The 14,315-nt window shown below is 33.7% G+C and carries 15 protein-coding genes; 11 read left to right on the plus strand and 4 right to left on the minus strand.

Going from position 1 to position 14,315, the window contains the following annotated elements:
- Window positions 1-8 precede the first annotated feature (8 nt).
- The 8 genes from TAGGR_RS06460 (at window position 9) to TAGGR_RS06495 (ending at window position 8,396) form a co-directional block, all read left to right on the plus strand.
- Entirely contained in the window at window positions 9-758 is a 750-nt protein-coding gene (locus tag TAGGR_RS06460; RefSeq protein WP_059176499.1) for an outer membrane protein assembly factor BamD, read from the plus strand.
- Window positions 759-1,394 carry a precorrin-2 dehydrogenase/sirohydrochlorin ferrochelatase family protein gene (locus TAGGR_RS06465; RefSeq protein ID WP_059176500.1) on the plus strand — a complete coding sequence of 212 codons (636 nt, stop codon included), beginning with the start codon at window positions 759-761 and terminating at the stop codon, window positions 1,392-1,394.
- Window positions 1,384-2,331, plus strand: a complete 948-nt coding sequence (locus TAGGR_RS06470; protein WP_059176501.1) for a Gfo/Idh/MocA family protein — start codon at window positions 1,384-1,386, stop codon at window positions 2,329-2,331. Before TAGGR_RS06465 ends, TAGGR_RS06470 begins: the two co-directional genes overlap by 11 nt.
- The gene (locus tag TAGGR_RS06475) at window positions 2,315-3,415 is read left to right on the plus strand and encodes a DegT/DnrJ/EryC1/StrS family aminotransferase (RefSeq protein WP_059176502.1); all 1,101 of its coding nucleotides are present in this window, start codon (window positions 2,315-2,317) and stop codon (window positions 3,413-3,415) included. The genes TAGGR_RS06470 and TAGGR_RS06475 overlap by 17 nt, the downstream gene beginning before the upstream one ends.
- The gene (gene lpxB, locus TAGGR_RS06480) at window positions 3,397-4,524 is read left to right on the plus strand and encodes a lipid-A-disaccharide synthase (protein ID WP_059176503.1); all 1,128 of its coding nucleotides are present in this window, start codon (window positions 3,397-3,399) and stop codon (window positions 4,522-4,524) included. Before TAGGR_RS06475 ends, lpxB begins: the two co-directional genes overlap by 19 nt.
- Before the next feature lie 71 nt (window positions 4,525-4,595).
- The gene (locus tag TAGGR_RS06485) at window positions 4,596-5,774 is read left to right on the plus strand and encodes a 3-deoxy-D-manno-octulosonic acid transferase (protein WP_236698909.1); all 1,179 of its coding nucleotides are present in this window, start codon (window positions 4,596-4,598) and stop codon (window positions 5,772-5,774) included.
- Window positions 5,775-5,888: 114 nt separating this feature from the next.
- On the plus strand, window positions 5,889-6,779 hold the full coding sequence (locus TAGGR_RS06490; RefSeq protein WP_059176505.1) for a respiratory nitrate reductase subunit gamma: 891 nt from the start codon (window positions 5,889-5,891) through the stop codon (window positions 6,777-6,779).
- 12 nt (window positions 6,780-6,791) lie between these two features.
- A complete protein-coding gene (locus tag TAGGR_RS06495; RefSeq protein WP_059176506.1) occupies window positions 6,792-8,396 on the plus strand; it encodes a (Fe-S)-binding protein in 1,605 nt (534 codons plus the stop codon).
- Window positions 8,397-8,406: 10 nt separating this feature from the next.
- On the opposite strand, the gene TAGGR_RS06500 is transcribed toward TAGGR_RS06495, so the two are convergent.
- Window positions 8,407-9,057, minus strand: coding sequence for a pentapeptide repeat-containing protein (locus tag TAGGR_RS06500; RefSeq protein ID WP_059176507.1), 651 nt, complete (start codon window positions 9,055-9,057; stop codon window positions 8,407-8,409).
- 60 nt (window positions 9,058-9,117) lie between these two features.
- The gene (locus tag TAGGR_RS06505; RefSeq protein ID WP_082673580.1) at window positions 9,118-10,140 is read right to left on the minus strand and encodes a potassium channel family protein; all 1,023 of its coding nucleotides are present in this window, start codon (window positions 10,138-10,140) and stop codon (window positions 9,118-9,120) included.
- 36 nt (window positions 10,141-10,176) lie between these two features.
- Here TAGGR_RS06505 and TAGGR_RS06510 point away from each other — a divergent pair, with 36 nt between their 5' ends.
- Entirely contained in the window at window positions 10,177-10,836 is a 660-nt protein-coding gene (locus TAGGR_RS06510; RefSeq protein ID WP_059176509.1) for a hypothetical protein, read from the plus strand.
- Between the two features lie 26 nt (window positions 10,837-10,862).
- Here TAGGR_RS06510 and TAGGR_RS06515 read toward each other — a convergent pair whose 3' ends face one another.
- The gene (locus TAGGR_RS06515; protein WP_059176510.1) at window positions 10,863-12,215 is read right to left on the minus strand and encodes a TrpB-like pyridoxal phosphate-dependent enzyme; all 1,353 of its coding nucleotides are present in this window, start codon (window positions 12,213-12,215) and stop codon (window positions 10,863-10,865) included.
- A 160-nt stretch (window positions 12,216-12,375) separates the two neighbouring features.
- Between TAGGR_RS06515 and TAGGR_RS06520 the strand changes: the two genes are divergently transcribed.
- On the plus strand, window positions 12,376-13,122 hold the full coding sequence (locus TAGGR_RS06520) for a class I SAM-dependent methyltransferase (protein ID WP_059176511.1): 747 nt from the start codon (window positions 12,376-12,378) through the stop codon (window positions 13,120-13,122).
- Entirely contained in the window at window positions 13,119-14,129 is a 1,011-nt protein-coding gene (locus TAGGR_RS06525) for a TonB-dependent receptor (RefSeq protein WP_059176512.1), read from the plus strand. Before TAGGR_RS06520 ends, TAGGR_RS06525 begins: the two co-directional genes overlap by 4 nt.
- Window positions 14,130-14,166: 37 nt before the next feature.
- Here the strand turns inward: TAGGR_RS06525 and TAGGR_RS10750 are convergent, their stop codons facing one another.
- Window positions 14,167-14,313 carry an ATP-binding protein gene (locus TAGGR_RS10750; protein WP_439950935.1) on the minus strand — a complete coding sequence of 49 codons (147 nt, stop codon included), beginning with the start codon at window positions 14,311-14,313 and terminating at the stop codon, window positions 14,167-14,169.
- Window positions 14,314-14,315: the final 2 nt, after the last annotated feature.

Below are 14,315 nucleotides of genomic sequence, written 5' to 3' on the forward strand. Positions count from 1 at the left end.
GGTTTTTTATGATGAAAAGAGTATTTAAAACAACTATCATTTTAATGATTTTTTCTTTGCTTTTCAGTTGTGGTGGTAAGGAAACTGTTAAAAAAGAAGAGTTTGATCCAGTCCTCTACTTAAAAAAAGCCGATGAGCTTGTGAGTAAAAAAGAGTATGAAGAAGCAAGAAAACTTCTTCTTGAAATAAAAAACAGAGAATCGGCAAAGGAGTATGCTCCACTTGCTCAGCTTAAGATAGCCGATTCCTATTTAAAAGAAGATGAAACAGAGCTTGCAATTACTGAATACAGGAGATTTCTTGAGCTATATCCTGAATCTACCTATGCTCCCTATGCTCAATACAGCATTGCAATGGCATATTTCAGGCAGATAGAGAGCCCTGAAAGGGGTGCAGGAACAGCTCAAAAAGCACTTGAAGAGTTTTTAAAACTTGAAAAGATGTATCCAAGACACCCCTATGGAGAAATACTTCCTCTAAGAATTCAGAAATGCAGAAACATAATTGCAGAAGGAGAACTTCTCATAGGCAAATTTTATTATAAAAAAGGTTCTTATAAAGCTGCTATTGGAAGATTTGAGGGAATAGCGAAAAATTATCCCGATTTTAAAAATCTCGATGAAACCCTATATTTATTAGCAGATTCATATAAAAATCTTCAATTGATAGATATGGCAAAGCAATATATCAAGATTTTAAAGGAAAAATTTCCAGACAGTCAGTTTGCAAAAAAGGCAGAAGGACTTAAAGTTCAATAAATGACCAGACTTTTCCCAATTTTCGTAGATATCAAAGATAAAAAATGTGTTGTGGTTGGTGGTGGAAAGGTTGCTGAAAGAAAAATAAAAACACTTCTGAGGTATGGTGCTAAGGTAACATTAGTAAGTCCCGAAATTAATGAGAATATCAGAAGAATTGTTGAAAAAGGTCAAATAGAATACATAAAGAAAGAGTATGACAAAGAAGATATAAAGGATGCCTATTTAGTAGTTGCTTCAACATCCGATGAGAAACTTAACAGTCAAATAGCAAAGGATGCCAGATTCCTCATAAACTGTGTTAGCGGAAAATGTAGTTTGAATACTAATGGATTACTCTACAATGTTCCAGCAATTTTAAACAAAGGTGATTTAACAATTGCTGTTTCCTGTGAATTTCCATCTTTAAGCAGAGTTATCAAGGACGAAATTTCAGAAATTTATGGCAGAGAATTTGCTTTATATTTAAAGTATCTTAAAAAACTTAGAAAAGAAATTCAGAAAAAAATATCTGATAGCAAAAGAAGACAGGCAATTTTTAAAATGATTGCTTCAAAGAAAGTTGTGTCAATTTTGAAACAGTATGGTTTTAAAGAAGCAAAAAAGGAGGTAGACAGAATAATAAATGAAATTTAAGGTTGCAGTTATTGGTGCTGGATATTTTGGACAGAGACATATAAAAATACTTACTGAGATGTCTGATGTTGAAATCGTTGGAGTTGTTGACATAGATATAAATAAAGCAAAGGAAGTTGCTGATAATTATGGATTAAGATATTTTTCTGATTATAGAGATTTAGTCAATGAGGCTGAAGTATTCTTTGTTATAACTCCAACAGTAACTCATTTTGATATAGGGCTTGACTTGATAAAACATGCTAAAGCAATTTTTATAGAAAAACCTCTTACTGAGAGACCTGCTTTTGCAGAGATACTTCTTGAGGAGGCAAAAAATAGAAACGTAATAATTCAGGCAGGACTGATAGAAAGATATAATCCTGTTGTAAAAGCTTTATTTAATAGTTTAACTGAACCTCTTTTTATTCAAACAACAAGAGTGTCTCCTTTTCTTGGTAGAGCGACTGATACAGATGTAACTTATGATCTTATGATACATGATCTTGATTTAGTATGGATGATGCTTAAAAAAGTTGGTGATTTTGAATTGAAAAGGATGAAAGTTTTTACTCAGAAGATTGTAACCTCAAGAATTGATTATGCTACTGTATGGATGGAGTTTTCTACAAAGAGAGGAATTATTAAGGCTCATCTTACAGCAAGTAGAGTTTCTTCCGATTTTTTAAGGCAAATATCTGTTGTTCAGCATAACAGTGTGCTTTATGCTGATTTGATAAACAAAAAATTAAAAAAAGTTGATCAGGGCGGCAATATTGATGACATAAATGTAACAGACAAAGATAGCAATTCTCTTTATGAAGAAATAAGGGATTTTTTAAATTCAGTAAAAAACGGAAAACCTTCTGTACAGGCACCATCTCCGCGAGAAACAATTGAGGTTCTTAGAATAATAGACGAAATAAATGAAAGGAGAGAGTATGAAGCCATTTATTGACTTACGAATACAGTATGAAAATATCAGAGATGAGATACTAGAATGTATAAATGAAATTCTTGAGAGTTCAAACTATATTCTTGGTAAAAATGTTAAAGCCTTTGAAGAAGAGGTTAAATCATATCTGGGTGTAGTAGATGCAGTTGGAGTTGCCTCAGGCACAGATGCGCTTCATCTTGCACTTAGAGCTCTTGATATAGGTAGAGGTGATGAAGTTATAACAACTCCTTTTACTTTTTTTGCAACTGTTGAAGCTATACTTTATGTTGGAGCAAAACCTGTTTTTGTTGACATTGAAGAAGAAACTTATAATATTGATCCTGAAAAAATTGAAGAAAAGATTACTCCAAGAACAAAGGCTATTATTCCTGTGCATATTTTTGGAGCTCCATCAGATATGATAAAGATAAATGAAATTGCACATAAATATGGTTTAAAAGTAGTTGAAGATGCTGCACAGGCTTTTGGTGCAAGAATCGGCAGTAAAAAAGTGGGAAGCTTTGGTGATATCGGTTGTTTTAGTTTTTATCCAAGTAAAAATCTTGGATGTTTTGGTGATGGTGGAATGGTTGTTACCAATGATCTCAAGATAGCAGAAAAGATAAGGATACTAAGAAATCACGGTTCTGCTGGCAGATATGTTCATGAAACAGTTGGTTTAAATTCAAGGTTAGATGAGATTCAAGCTGGAATTTTAAGGGTTAAAATGAAGTATATAGATGAATACAATGAAAAAAGAAGAAAAAAAGCTGCTCTTTATAACAGATTTTTAAGCGATGGTGTTAAAACCCCTGTAGAAAAAGACAATACCTATCATGTTTATCATCTCTATAGTATCCGTTCAATTTTCAGGGATAAAATCAAAGAAACACTTTCAAATCATGGAATTCCTTCAGTTGTATACTATCCCATCCCAATGCATTTACAGAAAGCAGTGCGGTTCCTTGGTTATAAAGAAGGAGATTTCCCTGTTGCAGAGTCTGTGGCTAAAGAGATCCTTTCTCTGCCCATATATCCTGAACTTCCTGATGAAGAAGTTTATGAAATATCTCAGATTATATTGAGATGTCTAAAAGACTCCTAATAGTTGCAGGAGAGTCTTCAGGAGAACTCTACGGTTCTTTACTCGCTTCTTACCTGAGAGAAGATTTTGAGCTTATCGGAATAGGCGGTAAATATATGGCTCAGGCAGGAGTTAAACTTATTGGAGAAATTACTCATGCTTTTGGTGCTTTTGAAGTACTCGGACAGATTAAAAAAATAAGAAAAAATATGGAAGTTGCTACAAAAGCCCTAAAGGAGGTTCAAGGAGTCATATTAATAGATTTTCCTGATTTTAATCTTTCCCTTGCTAAAAAAGCTAAGGAAATGGGCAAAAGAGTACTTTATTATGTAAGTCCTCAAATATGGGCATGGAGATATGGAAGAATAAATACTATTAAAAAAGTTGTTGATTTCATGGCTGTAGTTTTACCATTTGAGGAAGAGATATACAAAAAAGCAGGTATTCCCGTGAAATTTGTTGGTCATCCCATGTATGAGGCAATGATGAAGGAATTGCCAGAAGAGTCTAATCAACTTAAAAACTTTTTAAGAAATAAATATGGAATTAATCAAAACACAGTAATAACTCTAATGCCTGGTAGCAGACCCTCTGAAATAAAGAGAAAAATGCCATTAATGTTAAAACTCATAAAAATTTTTCCTTCCTATCATTTCATAATTCCAAAGGCTCCAAATATTGAGTTTAGTGAAAATTTTCTGAAGATCATTACATCTTTTGGAAATGTAACGATTTTGAAGGAAAAGTCCTTTACAGCTCTTGCAATGAGTGATGTGGCAGTAATAACCTCTGGTACATCAACTCTTCAAGCGACTTTGCTCAAAATACCAATGGTAGTTGTTTATAGAGTTAATCCATTATCTTATGTTATTGGAAAGGTTCTTATTAAAGGAGTGAAACATATTGGTTTACCTAATGTTATTGCCGACTTTATGAACTTAGACGGAATTAGAGTTCCAGAATTTATTCAGAGACTTAATGTAGAAAAAATTGCAGAACAGGTTAATCTTTTACTCAATGAATACAAATACAGAGAAAGAGTTATTAATTTTCTTACCAATATTAGAGAATACTTTGTAAATAAAACAGCTTCACAGGAAGTTGCCAAGATATGCAGGCAGCTTTTTTAATATACAGTATTTTATATTCAATCGTACTGCTATTTTTGTTACCCTTTGAGTATGTTAAGAGACCGGCTATTTTGAGAAAAAGATGGATTCGAGAAAAATTTGGATTTTTTGAGAAAAATGCTCAATCTCTAAGCTCTAAGCCTAAGATATGGATTCATGCTGTGTCAGTTGGAGAAGTAGTTGCTGTGTCAGGGATGATTAAAAAGCTTTCCAATAAATATGAGATAATTTTAAGCACCGTTACTGACACTGGACAGAGAGTAGCTCAAAATAGATTTAAAGACCATAATGTGCAGATAATATACATGCCTTTTGATATTCCCTTTGTAATTAATAAAACTTTAAAACATTTTATGCCTGTTGCATTAATTCTCACTGAAACAGAGCTCTGGCCTAATTTGATAAGGGTTGCTTCTAAAAAAATACCTGTAATTCTTGCCAATGGAAGAATAAGTGATAAATCTTTTAAAGGTTACAGGAAAGTCAAATTTTTTATAAAACCTTTGCTCAAAAAATTTACTCTTTTATGTGTTCAGGAACAGCAGTATAAAGAAAAATTTTTAAATCTTGGCGCAGAACAACAGAAGATTCATATTACAGGAAATATGAAGTTTGATATAGAGTTAAAACCAATCCATTTTACTTGGGAAAAATCAATTCCAAAGCCTGTTATTATTGCAGGAAGTACTCACGAACCTGAAGAGGAGATTGTTTTAGATTCTTTTTTAAATCTTGATATTCCAGGAACGCTTATAATAGTTCCAAGACATCCTGAAAGATTTGATGTAGTAGAAAAAACTATAAAAAGTAAACTTAACAATAATCTTTTATTTTTTAGACTGTCAGAAATAAATCCACATCAAGATTTACCGTATTCGAGTGAAAAATTTTCCATGATAATTCTTGTTGATCAGATGGGTATACTTGGTAGCCTTTATCGTATCTGCCATATTGCCATTATTGGAGGAAGCTTTATTCCCCATGGAGGACAGAATCCTCTTGAGCCAGCTTATTGGAGTAAACCAATTGTATGTGGGCCGCACATGCATAATTTTCCATTTATAGAGGAATTTTTAAATCAAAAGGCATGTATAATGACAGACAAAGATTCTTTATCACAAGTTTTGAAAGAGCTGATTGAAAATAGTGAACTAAGGCAAACAATGGGTGAAAGAGCATATCAACTCTTTTTGAGTAAATCAGGTGCAACAGAGAAAACTTTAAAATTACTTCAAAGAATCATCCCATAGCAAGTTTTTCAAGATAATAAAAAACCAAACTCAATTTTGTTGACATTTTAAATGGATTTATTATAATATAAATTAATTTTATAAAAGGATAAAAAAAATTAATGGGAGGTTATTATGGAAGAATCATTAATTCTTTTTGCTATTGCTTCGCCATTAATCATGATAGTTGGCTTATCTTTTAAATTTTATCAAATTTCTAAAATGCCTTTCAATATAAGATGGGAAATATATCCACTTCCTCTTGAGAATGGAAAAAGAAGACATTATGGTGGATCCTATCTTGAAGAAGTCGACTGGGTTAATAAGCCACACAAAAAAAGTTTTATTAAAGAATTCACAGAACCTTTAAAAGAAATCCTCTATCTTCATAGAGTCAAAGAATTCAACACTTATGGATTATGGCTCTGGTCAATGGCTCTTCATTGGGGAATATGGTTACTTTTTACTTGGGTTATACTACTGTTTATCACATTGATTTTTGATAATTTTTCAATTTCTAAGTTTTCTTTTATTCCCTACTTATCATATTTTCTTGGCTCTTTTGGTTCTCTAGCTCTAATCATAAAGAGAATATCAAACAAAGAGTTGAAACTTTATACCTCTGGAATTGACTACCTCAATCTTGTTTTTCTACTCTCAATCTTTGTAACTGGAATTCTGATGATACTTAGTGGAGACTTTATAGAAGAGACTTTATCTTATATTAATGGAGTTGTCCATCTTAATCTTTCATTATCTGAGCTATCTACATTTACTGTAATCCATTTTTTGCTCTTTGAAGTTTTTCTTGTATATATTCCATTTTCACGCTTTTTCCATGGTCCTGTAAAGTTTTTTACCTTCCATAAAATACTATGGGATGATGAATATCAAAAAAAGGACTCTCCAGAAGAAAAAAGAATATCTCAGCAGCTTAATTACAGAGTATTATGGGCAGGACCGCACATTCTTCCTAATCAAACATGGCTTGAAAATGCCAAAAATACCAATCTTCATGAGAAATAGAGGAGGTAACTCATGAATTATTTTAGAAATTTTTCGAAAGAGACAAAAGAACCGCTTATAAACTTAAAATTAGAGGATATGATACCGCTATCTCCATACATTGAAGAAAAAGATGGCTTCAAGGAAATTTCAGATGACTGGAAGAATAAATATAATTTTTCTCTAGACGGATTTTCTGCTTTCCCTTTTCCAGAGCCTACAGAAGAAGAAAAGAAAAAAATTGTGGAAAAATTTTTAAGAGGAATTGAAAAACTCTTAAATCCTGAATCTAACTGGACATTTTTAAAACCCTTCTCTTTATCTTTAAAATACTGTGTTAAATGCAATACCTGTGCAGAGGCTTGCCATGTTTATATTGGAAGTGGCAAAAAGGAGATTTATAGACCCAATTTCCGTTCAGAAATTTTAAGAAAAATTTATAAAAGATACTTTACAACCACTGGTAAATTATTAAAATCCTTTGTAGGCGCAGATATAGAAGCAAATTATGCATCAATAAGAAGACTCTTAGAACTTGCCTATCGCTGTACGCTTTGCAGAAGATGTGTTCTATACTGTCCTGTAGGCATTGATAATGGATTAATTGCAAGAGAGATTAGAAAACTATTCAGTCAGGAACTTGGTATGGCTCCTGTAGAAGTCTATAAAAAAGGCACTAGACTTCATCTTAAAACAGGTTCATCAACAGGAATGGGACCTAAAGCATTCAAGGATATTATAAAGTTCATTGAAGAGGATATACACCAAAGAATAGGAAGAAAGATAAATATCCCTGTTGACAAAAAAGGTGCGGATATTCTACTTCTACACAATGGTGGCGAATATCTCGCCTGGCCCGACCATATTGCTGCCTTTGCCATATTGTTTGATATTGCTGGAGTTAATTATACCTTAAGCAGTGAAACTCTTGGTTACGATGGTGTTAACTATGGAGCATGGTACGATGATGTGGAACTTGCCAGAGTAGGACTAAGACATTTAGAGATTGCCCATGATCTTGGCGTAAAAAAACTTGTAGTAGGTGAATGTGGTCACTCTCATAAGGTTTATACAATTATATTTGATAGAATTCTTCCTGCAAGCTCTCCTTTATGGAACATCAAGAGAGAATCATGCATTCCACTAATGTGGGAAATAGTTAAAAGTGGAAAGATAAAGTTCGATCCAAGTAGAAATAACTTTCCAATTACGATGCATGATTCCTGTAATATAGTTAGACTTATGGGTGTAGTAAAACCTCAAAGAGAAATTATTAAAGCTATCTCACCTGATACATACAGAGAAATGAATCCTAATGGTTCCTATAACTATTGCTGTGGTGGAGGAAGCGGATTTGCAATAATTCGTTCTCTCAATTTTCCAGTATGGAAAAATAAAGTCTCTCTCAGGTTAAAGACAAAACAGATTCTTGATACATTTAAAGATGTTTTGGACAAAGATATACCAAAACTCGTAGTAGCCCCCTGTTCTAACTGTAAGGGATCATTAAGAGATATGATACATAACTATGGATTGTTTGAGAAATTTAAGATTAATTATTCAGGATTGGCAGAATTAATTGTTAATGCTATTGCGAATATCCCGCCATTCTTAAATCTTGATGAGCTTCCAGAGTAATCTGGAAGCTCTATTTTATTACTCTTGATTCAAAGTTTTTCTCAAAAATAGCATCTTTAAGAACAGCACCTGTAAATATTGTAGCAATTAGAAAACATCTTATGAACTCAGCAGATTTAAGATTTGTTCTCAAAAATTTTACACCTGATAAATCTGATTTAAAGAAACTTACACCTTCCATATCAGCATCAGAAAAGTCTGCTGCTGTAAATGTTCCCTGATTTAGATTTGCGCTTCTAAGGTAGGCTTTTGCAAAGTTTCCAAGAGATGCCTCAACCATCTGCAAATTCGCATTTTCCATATGAGCCTCTTGAAAATTACAAGCTGTAATTTTAGCACTGGTAAGATTTACACCTTTCATATTGGAAAAGCTAAAATTAGCTCCAGGCAAAAAGGAAAAGTTAAGGTCTGCATTGATGAGAACCGCTCCTTTAAAAGATGCTCCAGTAAGATTAGAACTATCCATTTTGCAATCGGTTAAATCAGATTCGTCAAAAATACATAGTGCCAGATTTGATTTGCTGAGGTCAGCTTTTTTAAGAATACATCTGGTAAAGTTAACTCCTACAAGGTCAAGTTCAGATAATTTTATTCCGGATAAATCCAATCCAGACAAATCAGGATTGTTCTGAATTCTTATTAATAATTCGTTCTTTGTCATATTACTCCTTGACAGTATATTTTATAATAATCCAATTCAAACTGACAAAGTCAGGAAGAATCATTCCATAGCAAGTTTTTCAAGAGCAGCAAGTTTGTCTATCTGACCTATTGCGATAAGAATGTCTCCTTTTTTAATTAGAGTTTGTGATGTAGGATTAAATTTCATTCTTCCATCTTCCCTCTTTATGCCAATGATAATCACTCCAAAGTCCCTACCTATACCGCTCTGTGCAATTGTTTTACCGACAAGAGTTGATTTGGGAGAGACTTCTATCTCTTCTATCTGAATCTCAATATGCTCAGAACGAGTTGCAAATTCAAGAAAATCTACTACAGTAGGTCTTAAAATCGTATGTGCAATTCTAAGTCCACCAATAAAGTAGGGTGACACTACTTTATTTGCGCCTGCTCTTTTAAGTTTTGGCTCTGCTTCTTTCTCAACTGCCCTTGCTACAATAAAAAGATTTGGATTTAGTTCCCGCGCACTCAAAACCACATATAGATTTTCAGCATCTGAGGGTAATACTGTAATCAGTCCTTTAGCTTTATCTATACCGGCAGCTTTTAATACTTCATCATGAGTCGCATCTCCTTCAATGTAGACAAATTCTTCATCTTCAGGTAAATTATTCTTATTTTTTTCAATAACTACAACAGGGACATTGTTAGCTTTAAGTTCTTTAAATATAATACTTCCCATTCTTCCATAACCACATACAATATAGTGTTGTGACATTAAATTAATTTTCTTTATCATCTTTCTCTTTTTGAAAACCTCCTTTATCTCTCCTTCAATTATTATTTTAGCCCCTGTTGTAAGAGTATATGTAAATACTCCAAATCCGCTAAGTATTAGAATGATAGTAAAGATTTTACCTGATTCATCAAGCTCTTTAACTTCTTTGAATCCAACAGTTGCAAGGGTAATTACAGTCATGTAGAAAGCATCAATGAATTTCATATCTTCAATAATCATGTATCCCACTGTGCCAAAAGCAAGGACTCCGATGAGAAGAATCAAAATAAAGATAAATTTTCTATGAATAAGATTCATTATAACTATATGAAATAAAGGTATCACGAGCACCTCAAGATTGAATTAAGATATAATAACAGAATGAGTTTGCATAAGTTAATCACTTCAAAAATAAAAAACTTTCAAGAATTAAAAACTATTTGTGATCGCTGTTTAAATACTGAAAGATGGAATGGAAATGTTTTGTTAATGGTTCTTGATGCAGCATTCACATCTGTTGGAGTTAATTACTTTCAGGTTGTAGTGCCGAAAATTAAAGATTTTGAATCTGATTTTGTAAAAACAGGTAAGGTTACTTCTCTTTTTAGTTTTGCTAATTTTGATTTCAGTAAAGCTCTTTACATATGGAAAAACTCTCGCTCATGGAATGTGGCAAAGCAGATAGCAGCAAATCTTTCTAAAATTTCCAATAATGATAGAGAATCTTTAAGGCTTTGGGCAAGGGAATCATCCATTGAAAACTGGAAATCAGATTCTATTGGAAAAATCAAAGGTGTTGGATTGATAACATATCAATATTTAAGAATGATGGGGGGAGTTGACACAGTAATGCCCGACAAAATTGTCAAAAGAGTTATAAATGAGATTCTTGTTAAAACAGGAAAGCCTCCAGTATCTGACAACATGGAATTCATAAAGACAGTTGAAGAAATTGCTAAGCAGACCGGCTATCGTTCAATAGAACTATGCTTTATGTCATGGTTCATTAATCAGCCTGAAAGAATAAATGAAATGCCCTAATGTAATGTTGCTATGCGTCAATCAAGCTAAATTCTTATCTCTGGCAATCTGCAAAGTGACTCTCTAATTTTTTCATCGGGATATTCAAAATCAGTAAGTTTACCAGATAAATATGCCTCATAGGATGGTAAATCAAGAAAACCTATACCACTCAGGTTGAAAAGTATAACTCTTTCCTTTCCCTCTTCTTTTGCTTTTATTGCCTCATATATAGCAACCTTTATAGCATGGGCACTTTCAGGTGCAGGAATAATTCCCTCAGTTCTCGCAAAAAGTATGGCAGATTCAAATACTGCTGTCTGACCTACTGCACGAGCCTCAATCAATCCATCGTGACATAGCTGGCTAACCAAAGGAGAGTCTCCATGATATCTTAATCCTCCCGCATGAATTCCTGGAGGAACAAAATCATGCCCGAGTGTGTACATCATGAGAAATGGGGTAAGCCCTGCTGTATCACCATAATCATATCTGAATTCTCCTTTGGTAAGAGTAGGGCATGAAGATGGCTCTACAGCAACAACTCTTACATCCTTGCCGTTTATTTTGTCATAAAGAAATGGAAAACTTATGCCACCAAGATTGCTGCCTCCTCCACAACAGCCTATGACAACATCTGGATAGTCACCTACTATTTCAAGTTGTCTCTTGCATTCAAGACCTATTACTGTTTGATGAAGTAAAACATGATTGAGAACTGAGCCAAGAGCATAGTTTGTATCCTTATTTGTTGCTGCATCTTCAACTGCCTCTGATATAGCTATTCCGAGAGTGCCTGGATGCTCTGGATTTTCTTTGAGAATTCTTCTTCCAGCTTCAGTTCTGTCAGAGGGAGATGGATAAACCTTTGCTCCCCATGTTTCCATCATTATTCTTCTGTATGGCTTCTGGTCATAGCTTATTCTTACCATATAAACAGTAATCTCTATTCCCATAAGAGTTCCAGCAAGTGCTAAAGCAGAACCCCACTGTCCTGCACCTGTTTCAGTGGCAATTCTTTTAATTCCTTCTTTTTTGTTGTAATAAGCCTGAGGAATAGATGTGTTAGTTTTGTGACTTCCTGCTGGACCAAAGCCTTCGTGCTTGAAATAAATCTTTGCAGGTGTTCCTAAAGCTTTTTCAAGACCTACTGCCCTATAAAGTGGTGTTGGTCGAAAGCTTGCATATATATTTAAAACTTCATCAGGGATATCTATCCATCTTTGCGTGCTTACTTCCTGTTCAATAAGTGACATGGGAAATATGACCTTTAAGTCATCGGCAGAAATAGGTCTCTTTGTTTGAGGATTGAGCGGGGGAGGTGGGAGTTTTGGCATATCTGCCTGTATGTTATACCATTGTTTTGGTAAATCTTTCTCTGAAAGCAAAATTCTACGCATCTTTAGCCTCCTCTTTATCTTAATCTTTTATTATGAATTCAACGATGAAAAATTTGCAAATTCTTAAAAAATAATTGACAAAAAAATAAAAAATGAGTAACATATATCAGAGCAGTCAGAAGACTGCGTAATTTTAAATGTAAAATTGTAAATAGTGGTCATGAAGGCCACAGTTTTAGGCAGAAGCCTGAAACTGTGGCTTTTTTATTTGATTATGATAGCAACTGAAATAAAGAAAATCTCATACTGGAATGAGTATGCAAAGTGGTACAGGCTTTGGCGTCAACATAATGCCTATCATGAGCCAATAAAAAGACTTCTCTTTAAATTTATTCAGCCCGAAACCAAAATCCTTGACATCGGAGCAGGAGATGGAGTACTCAGCATTCCTTTAGTAAAAAGAGGCTGTTGTGTGACAGCTCTTGAACCTTCTCATTCAATGCAAAACTATCTTTATGAAAATTCTTTCAAGCACGGTGTTAATTTAAAAGTTGAACCAAGAAGATTTGAAGATTTACAATGCTTTGAACTAAAAGAATTTGACCTTGCTTTAGCCTGTAACAGTCTTCATCTTACTGAATACGGAGTTGAAGGCTCTTTACTCAAGATTTTTAGCTCTCAAATAGAAAGTGTTTTTCTTGTCACTGAAAAAGATGTGAAAATTGAAGAAGTTAACTCTATATATCCTGAATACTCCTTGATTTTTAATCACTCCTACTTCTGTGAGAGCTCTTTTGCATATCACAGTCTTGATGAAGCCTTTGAACACTGGGAGTTTAAATACAAAAGAGAGCTTTTTAGTTGGGAGAAAGAAAAGCTCATTAAGTCAATTCTCTTTGAAAAAGACCATTACTGGCTCAAAGATTTTACCATTGTAAATATATTTTACTGGAGGAGGGTGCTATGATTCTGCAATTTTTTGTTATCTTTTTTGTATTTCTTTTTTATTCAACAGGTTTTTGTGAGGATTCAACAAAAATCTATCAGCTTGATGAAATTACTGTTTCAGAGGAAAAAATCAAGGAAGAACAATCAACTCCAAATGCTACAGTTGTTATTCCAGAGCTACTTCTTCAAGGAATAAGCTCTAATCTTGATGGAGCCCTTTTTAGGCAGCCTGGAGTAGATGTCCAGAGGCTTCAAGAAATTGGTGGCGCCCTGGATGATGATTCAATTAAAATAAGAGGATTTGGTTCAAGAAGAATCACTCTTGCCTATGATGGAAGAATTCTTAATACTCCCGGAACAGCTGGTGGATATTTTATTGACTGGACAACTGTACCACTTACGAACATAGAGAAAATTTACATTATAAAGGGAGTAAGTGATCCGAGATATGGAAATACTCTTGGTGGAGTTATTAATCTCATAACCAGAAAACCTTTAGAAAAGCCCGAGTTTGAAGTTCAGGCAATGAAGGCAAGATATGATACGGATAAGTTTAGCTTTTTTCATTCATGGAAGCCATCACGATTTGAATACTCAATAAGTGGTAACTATGTTAAAAGCGATGGATACTTGAGAAATGGTCATTTTGAAGTTAAGAATTTTAATATTTATGCAGGATATAATCTACCATGGGATGGAAAAATTAAAACAAATTTTGGATATTCATGGGTTAAAAAGGGATTTATTGTGAACAACAGACAATCAAAAGACTATGATAACCCTGACTATGACAAACCATTAGACAGTAGATATCCTGCATCAGATGGAGAGATTATGTATGGTGGTATGGGTGTTTATCCAGAAGATGGTAGCTGGTGGAAGAGAGAAAGATTTACCTTCGACATTGGTTATGAGCAGCCTGTCTTTGGTGGAGTTTTTGATATAAGATTCTGGAAAAACTATGCTGAAAGAGAAGCATATAATACCCGTAAATCCTCTAATCGTGTATTTTGTAAATTTTCATGAAAATTGACCCGGTTTTTTTCACGAAATTTGACCCACCCTATATAGTATCATTTTTTATTCTTTTTTCACCCCCTTTCTCAAATAATTCTTTCATCCTGTAGCTTTTCCCTGTTATAAAAAAGGGATAACAATGATGAAGAAGTCTGTCAAGTATTGCTGCTGCTATTACTTCATCTCCAAATATCT

Origin of the sequence: Thermodesulfovibrio aggregans, assembly GCF_001514535.1 — a bacterium.
In the GTDB taxonomy this organism is placed as follows: domain Bacteria; phylum Nitrospirota; class Thermodesulfovibrionia; order Thermodesulfovibrionales; family Thermodesulfovibrionaceae; genus Thermodesulfovibrio; species Thermodesulfovibrio aggregans.

Bases quoted from the DNA above. Each gene is read 5' to 3' on its own strand.
- TAGGR_RS06465 (WP_059176500.1), top strand. From the start codon at position 759: ATGACCAGACTTTTCCCAATTTTCGTAGATATCAAAGATAAAAAATGT.
- TAGGR_RS06490 (WP_059176505.1), top strand. From the start codon at position 5,889: ATGGAAGAATCATTAATTCTTTTTGCTATTGCTTCGCCATTAATCATG.
- lpxB (WP_059176503.1), top strand. From the start codon at position 3,397: ATGTCTAAAAGACTCCTAATAGTTGCAGGAGAGTCTTCAGGAGAACTC.
- TAGGR_RS06470 (WP_059176501.1), top strand. From the start codon at position 1,384: ATGAAATTTAAGGTTGCAGTTATTGGTGCTGGATATTTTGGACAGAGA.
- TAGGR_RS06515 (WP_059176510.1), bottom strand. From the start codon at position 12,215: ATGCGTAGAATTTTGCTTTCAGAGAAAGATTTACCAAAACAATGGTAT.
- TAGGR_RS06500 (WP_059176507.1), bottom strand. From the start codon at position 9,057: ATGACAAAGAACGAATTATTAATAAGAATTCAGAACAATCCTGATTTG.
- TAGGR_RS06495 (WP_059176506.1), top strand. From the start codon at position 6,792: ATGAATTATTTTAGAAATTTTTCGAAAGAGACAAAAGAACCGCTTATA.
- TAGGR_RS06460 (WP_059176499.1), top strand. From the start codon at position 9: ATGATGAAAAGAGTATTTAAAACAACTATCATTTTAATGATTTTTTCT.
- TAGGR_RS06475 (WP_059176502.1), top strand. From the start codon at position 2,315: ATGAAGCCATTTATTGACTTACGAATACAGTATGAAAATATCAGAGAT.
- TAGGR_RS06510 (WP_059176509.1), top strand. From the start codon at position 10,177: ATGAGTTTGCATAAGTTAATCACTTCAAAAATAAAAAACTTTCAAGAA.
- TAGGR_RS06525 (WP_059176512.1), top strand. From the start codon at position 13,119: ATGATTCTGCAATTTTTTGTTATCTTTTTTGTATTTCTTTTTTATTCA.
- TAGGR_RS06520 (WP_059176511.1), top strand. From the start codon at position 12,376: ATGAAGGCCACAGTTTTAGGCAGAAGCCTGAAACTGTGGCTTTTTTAT.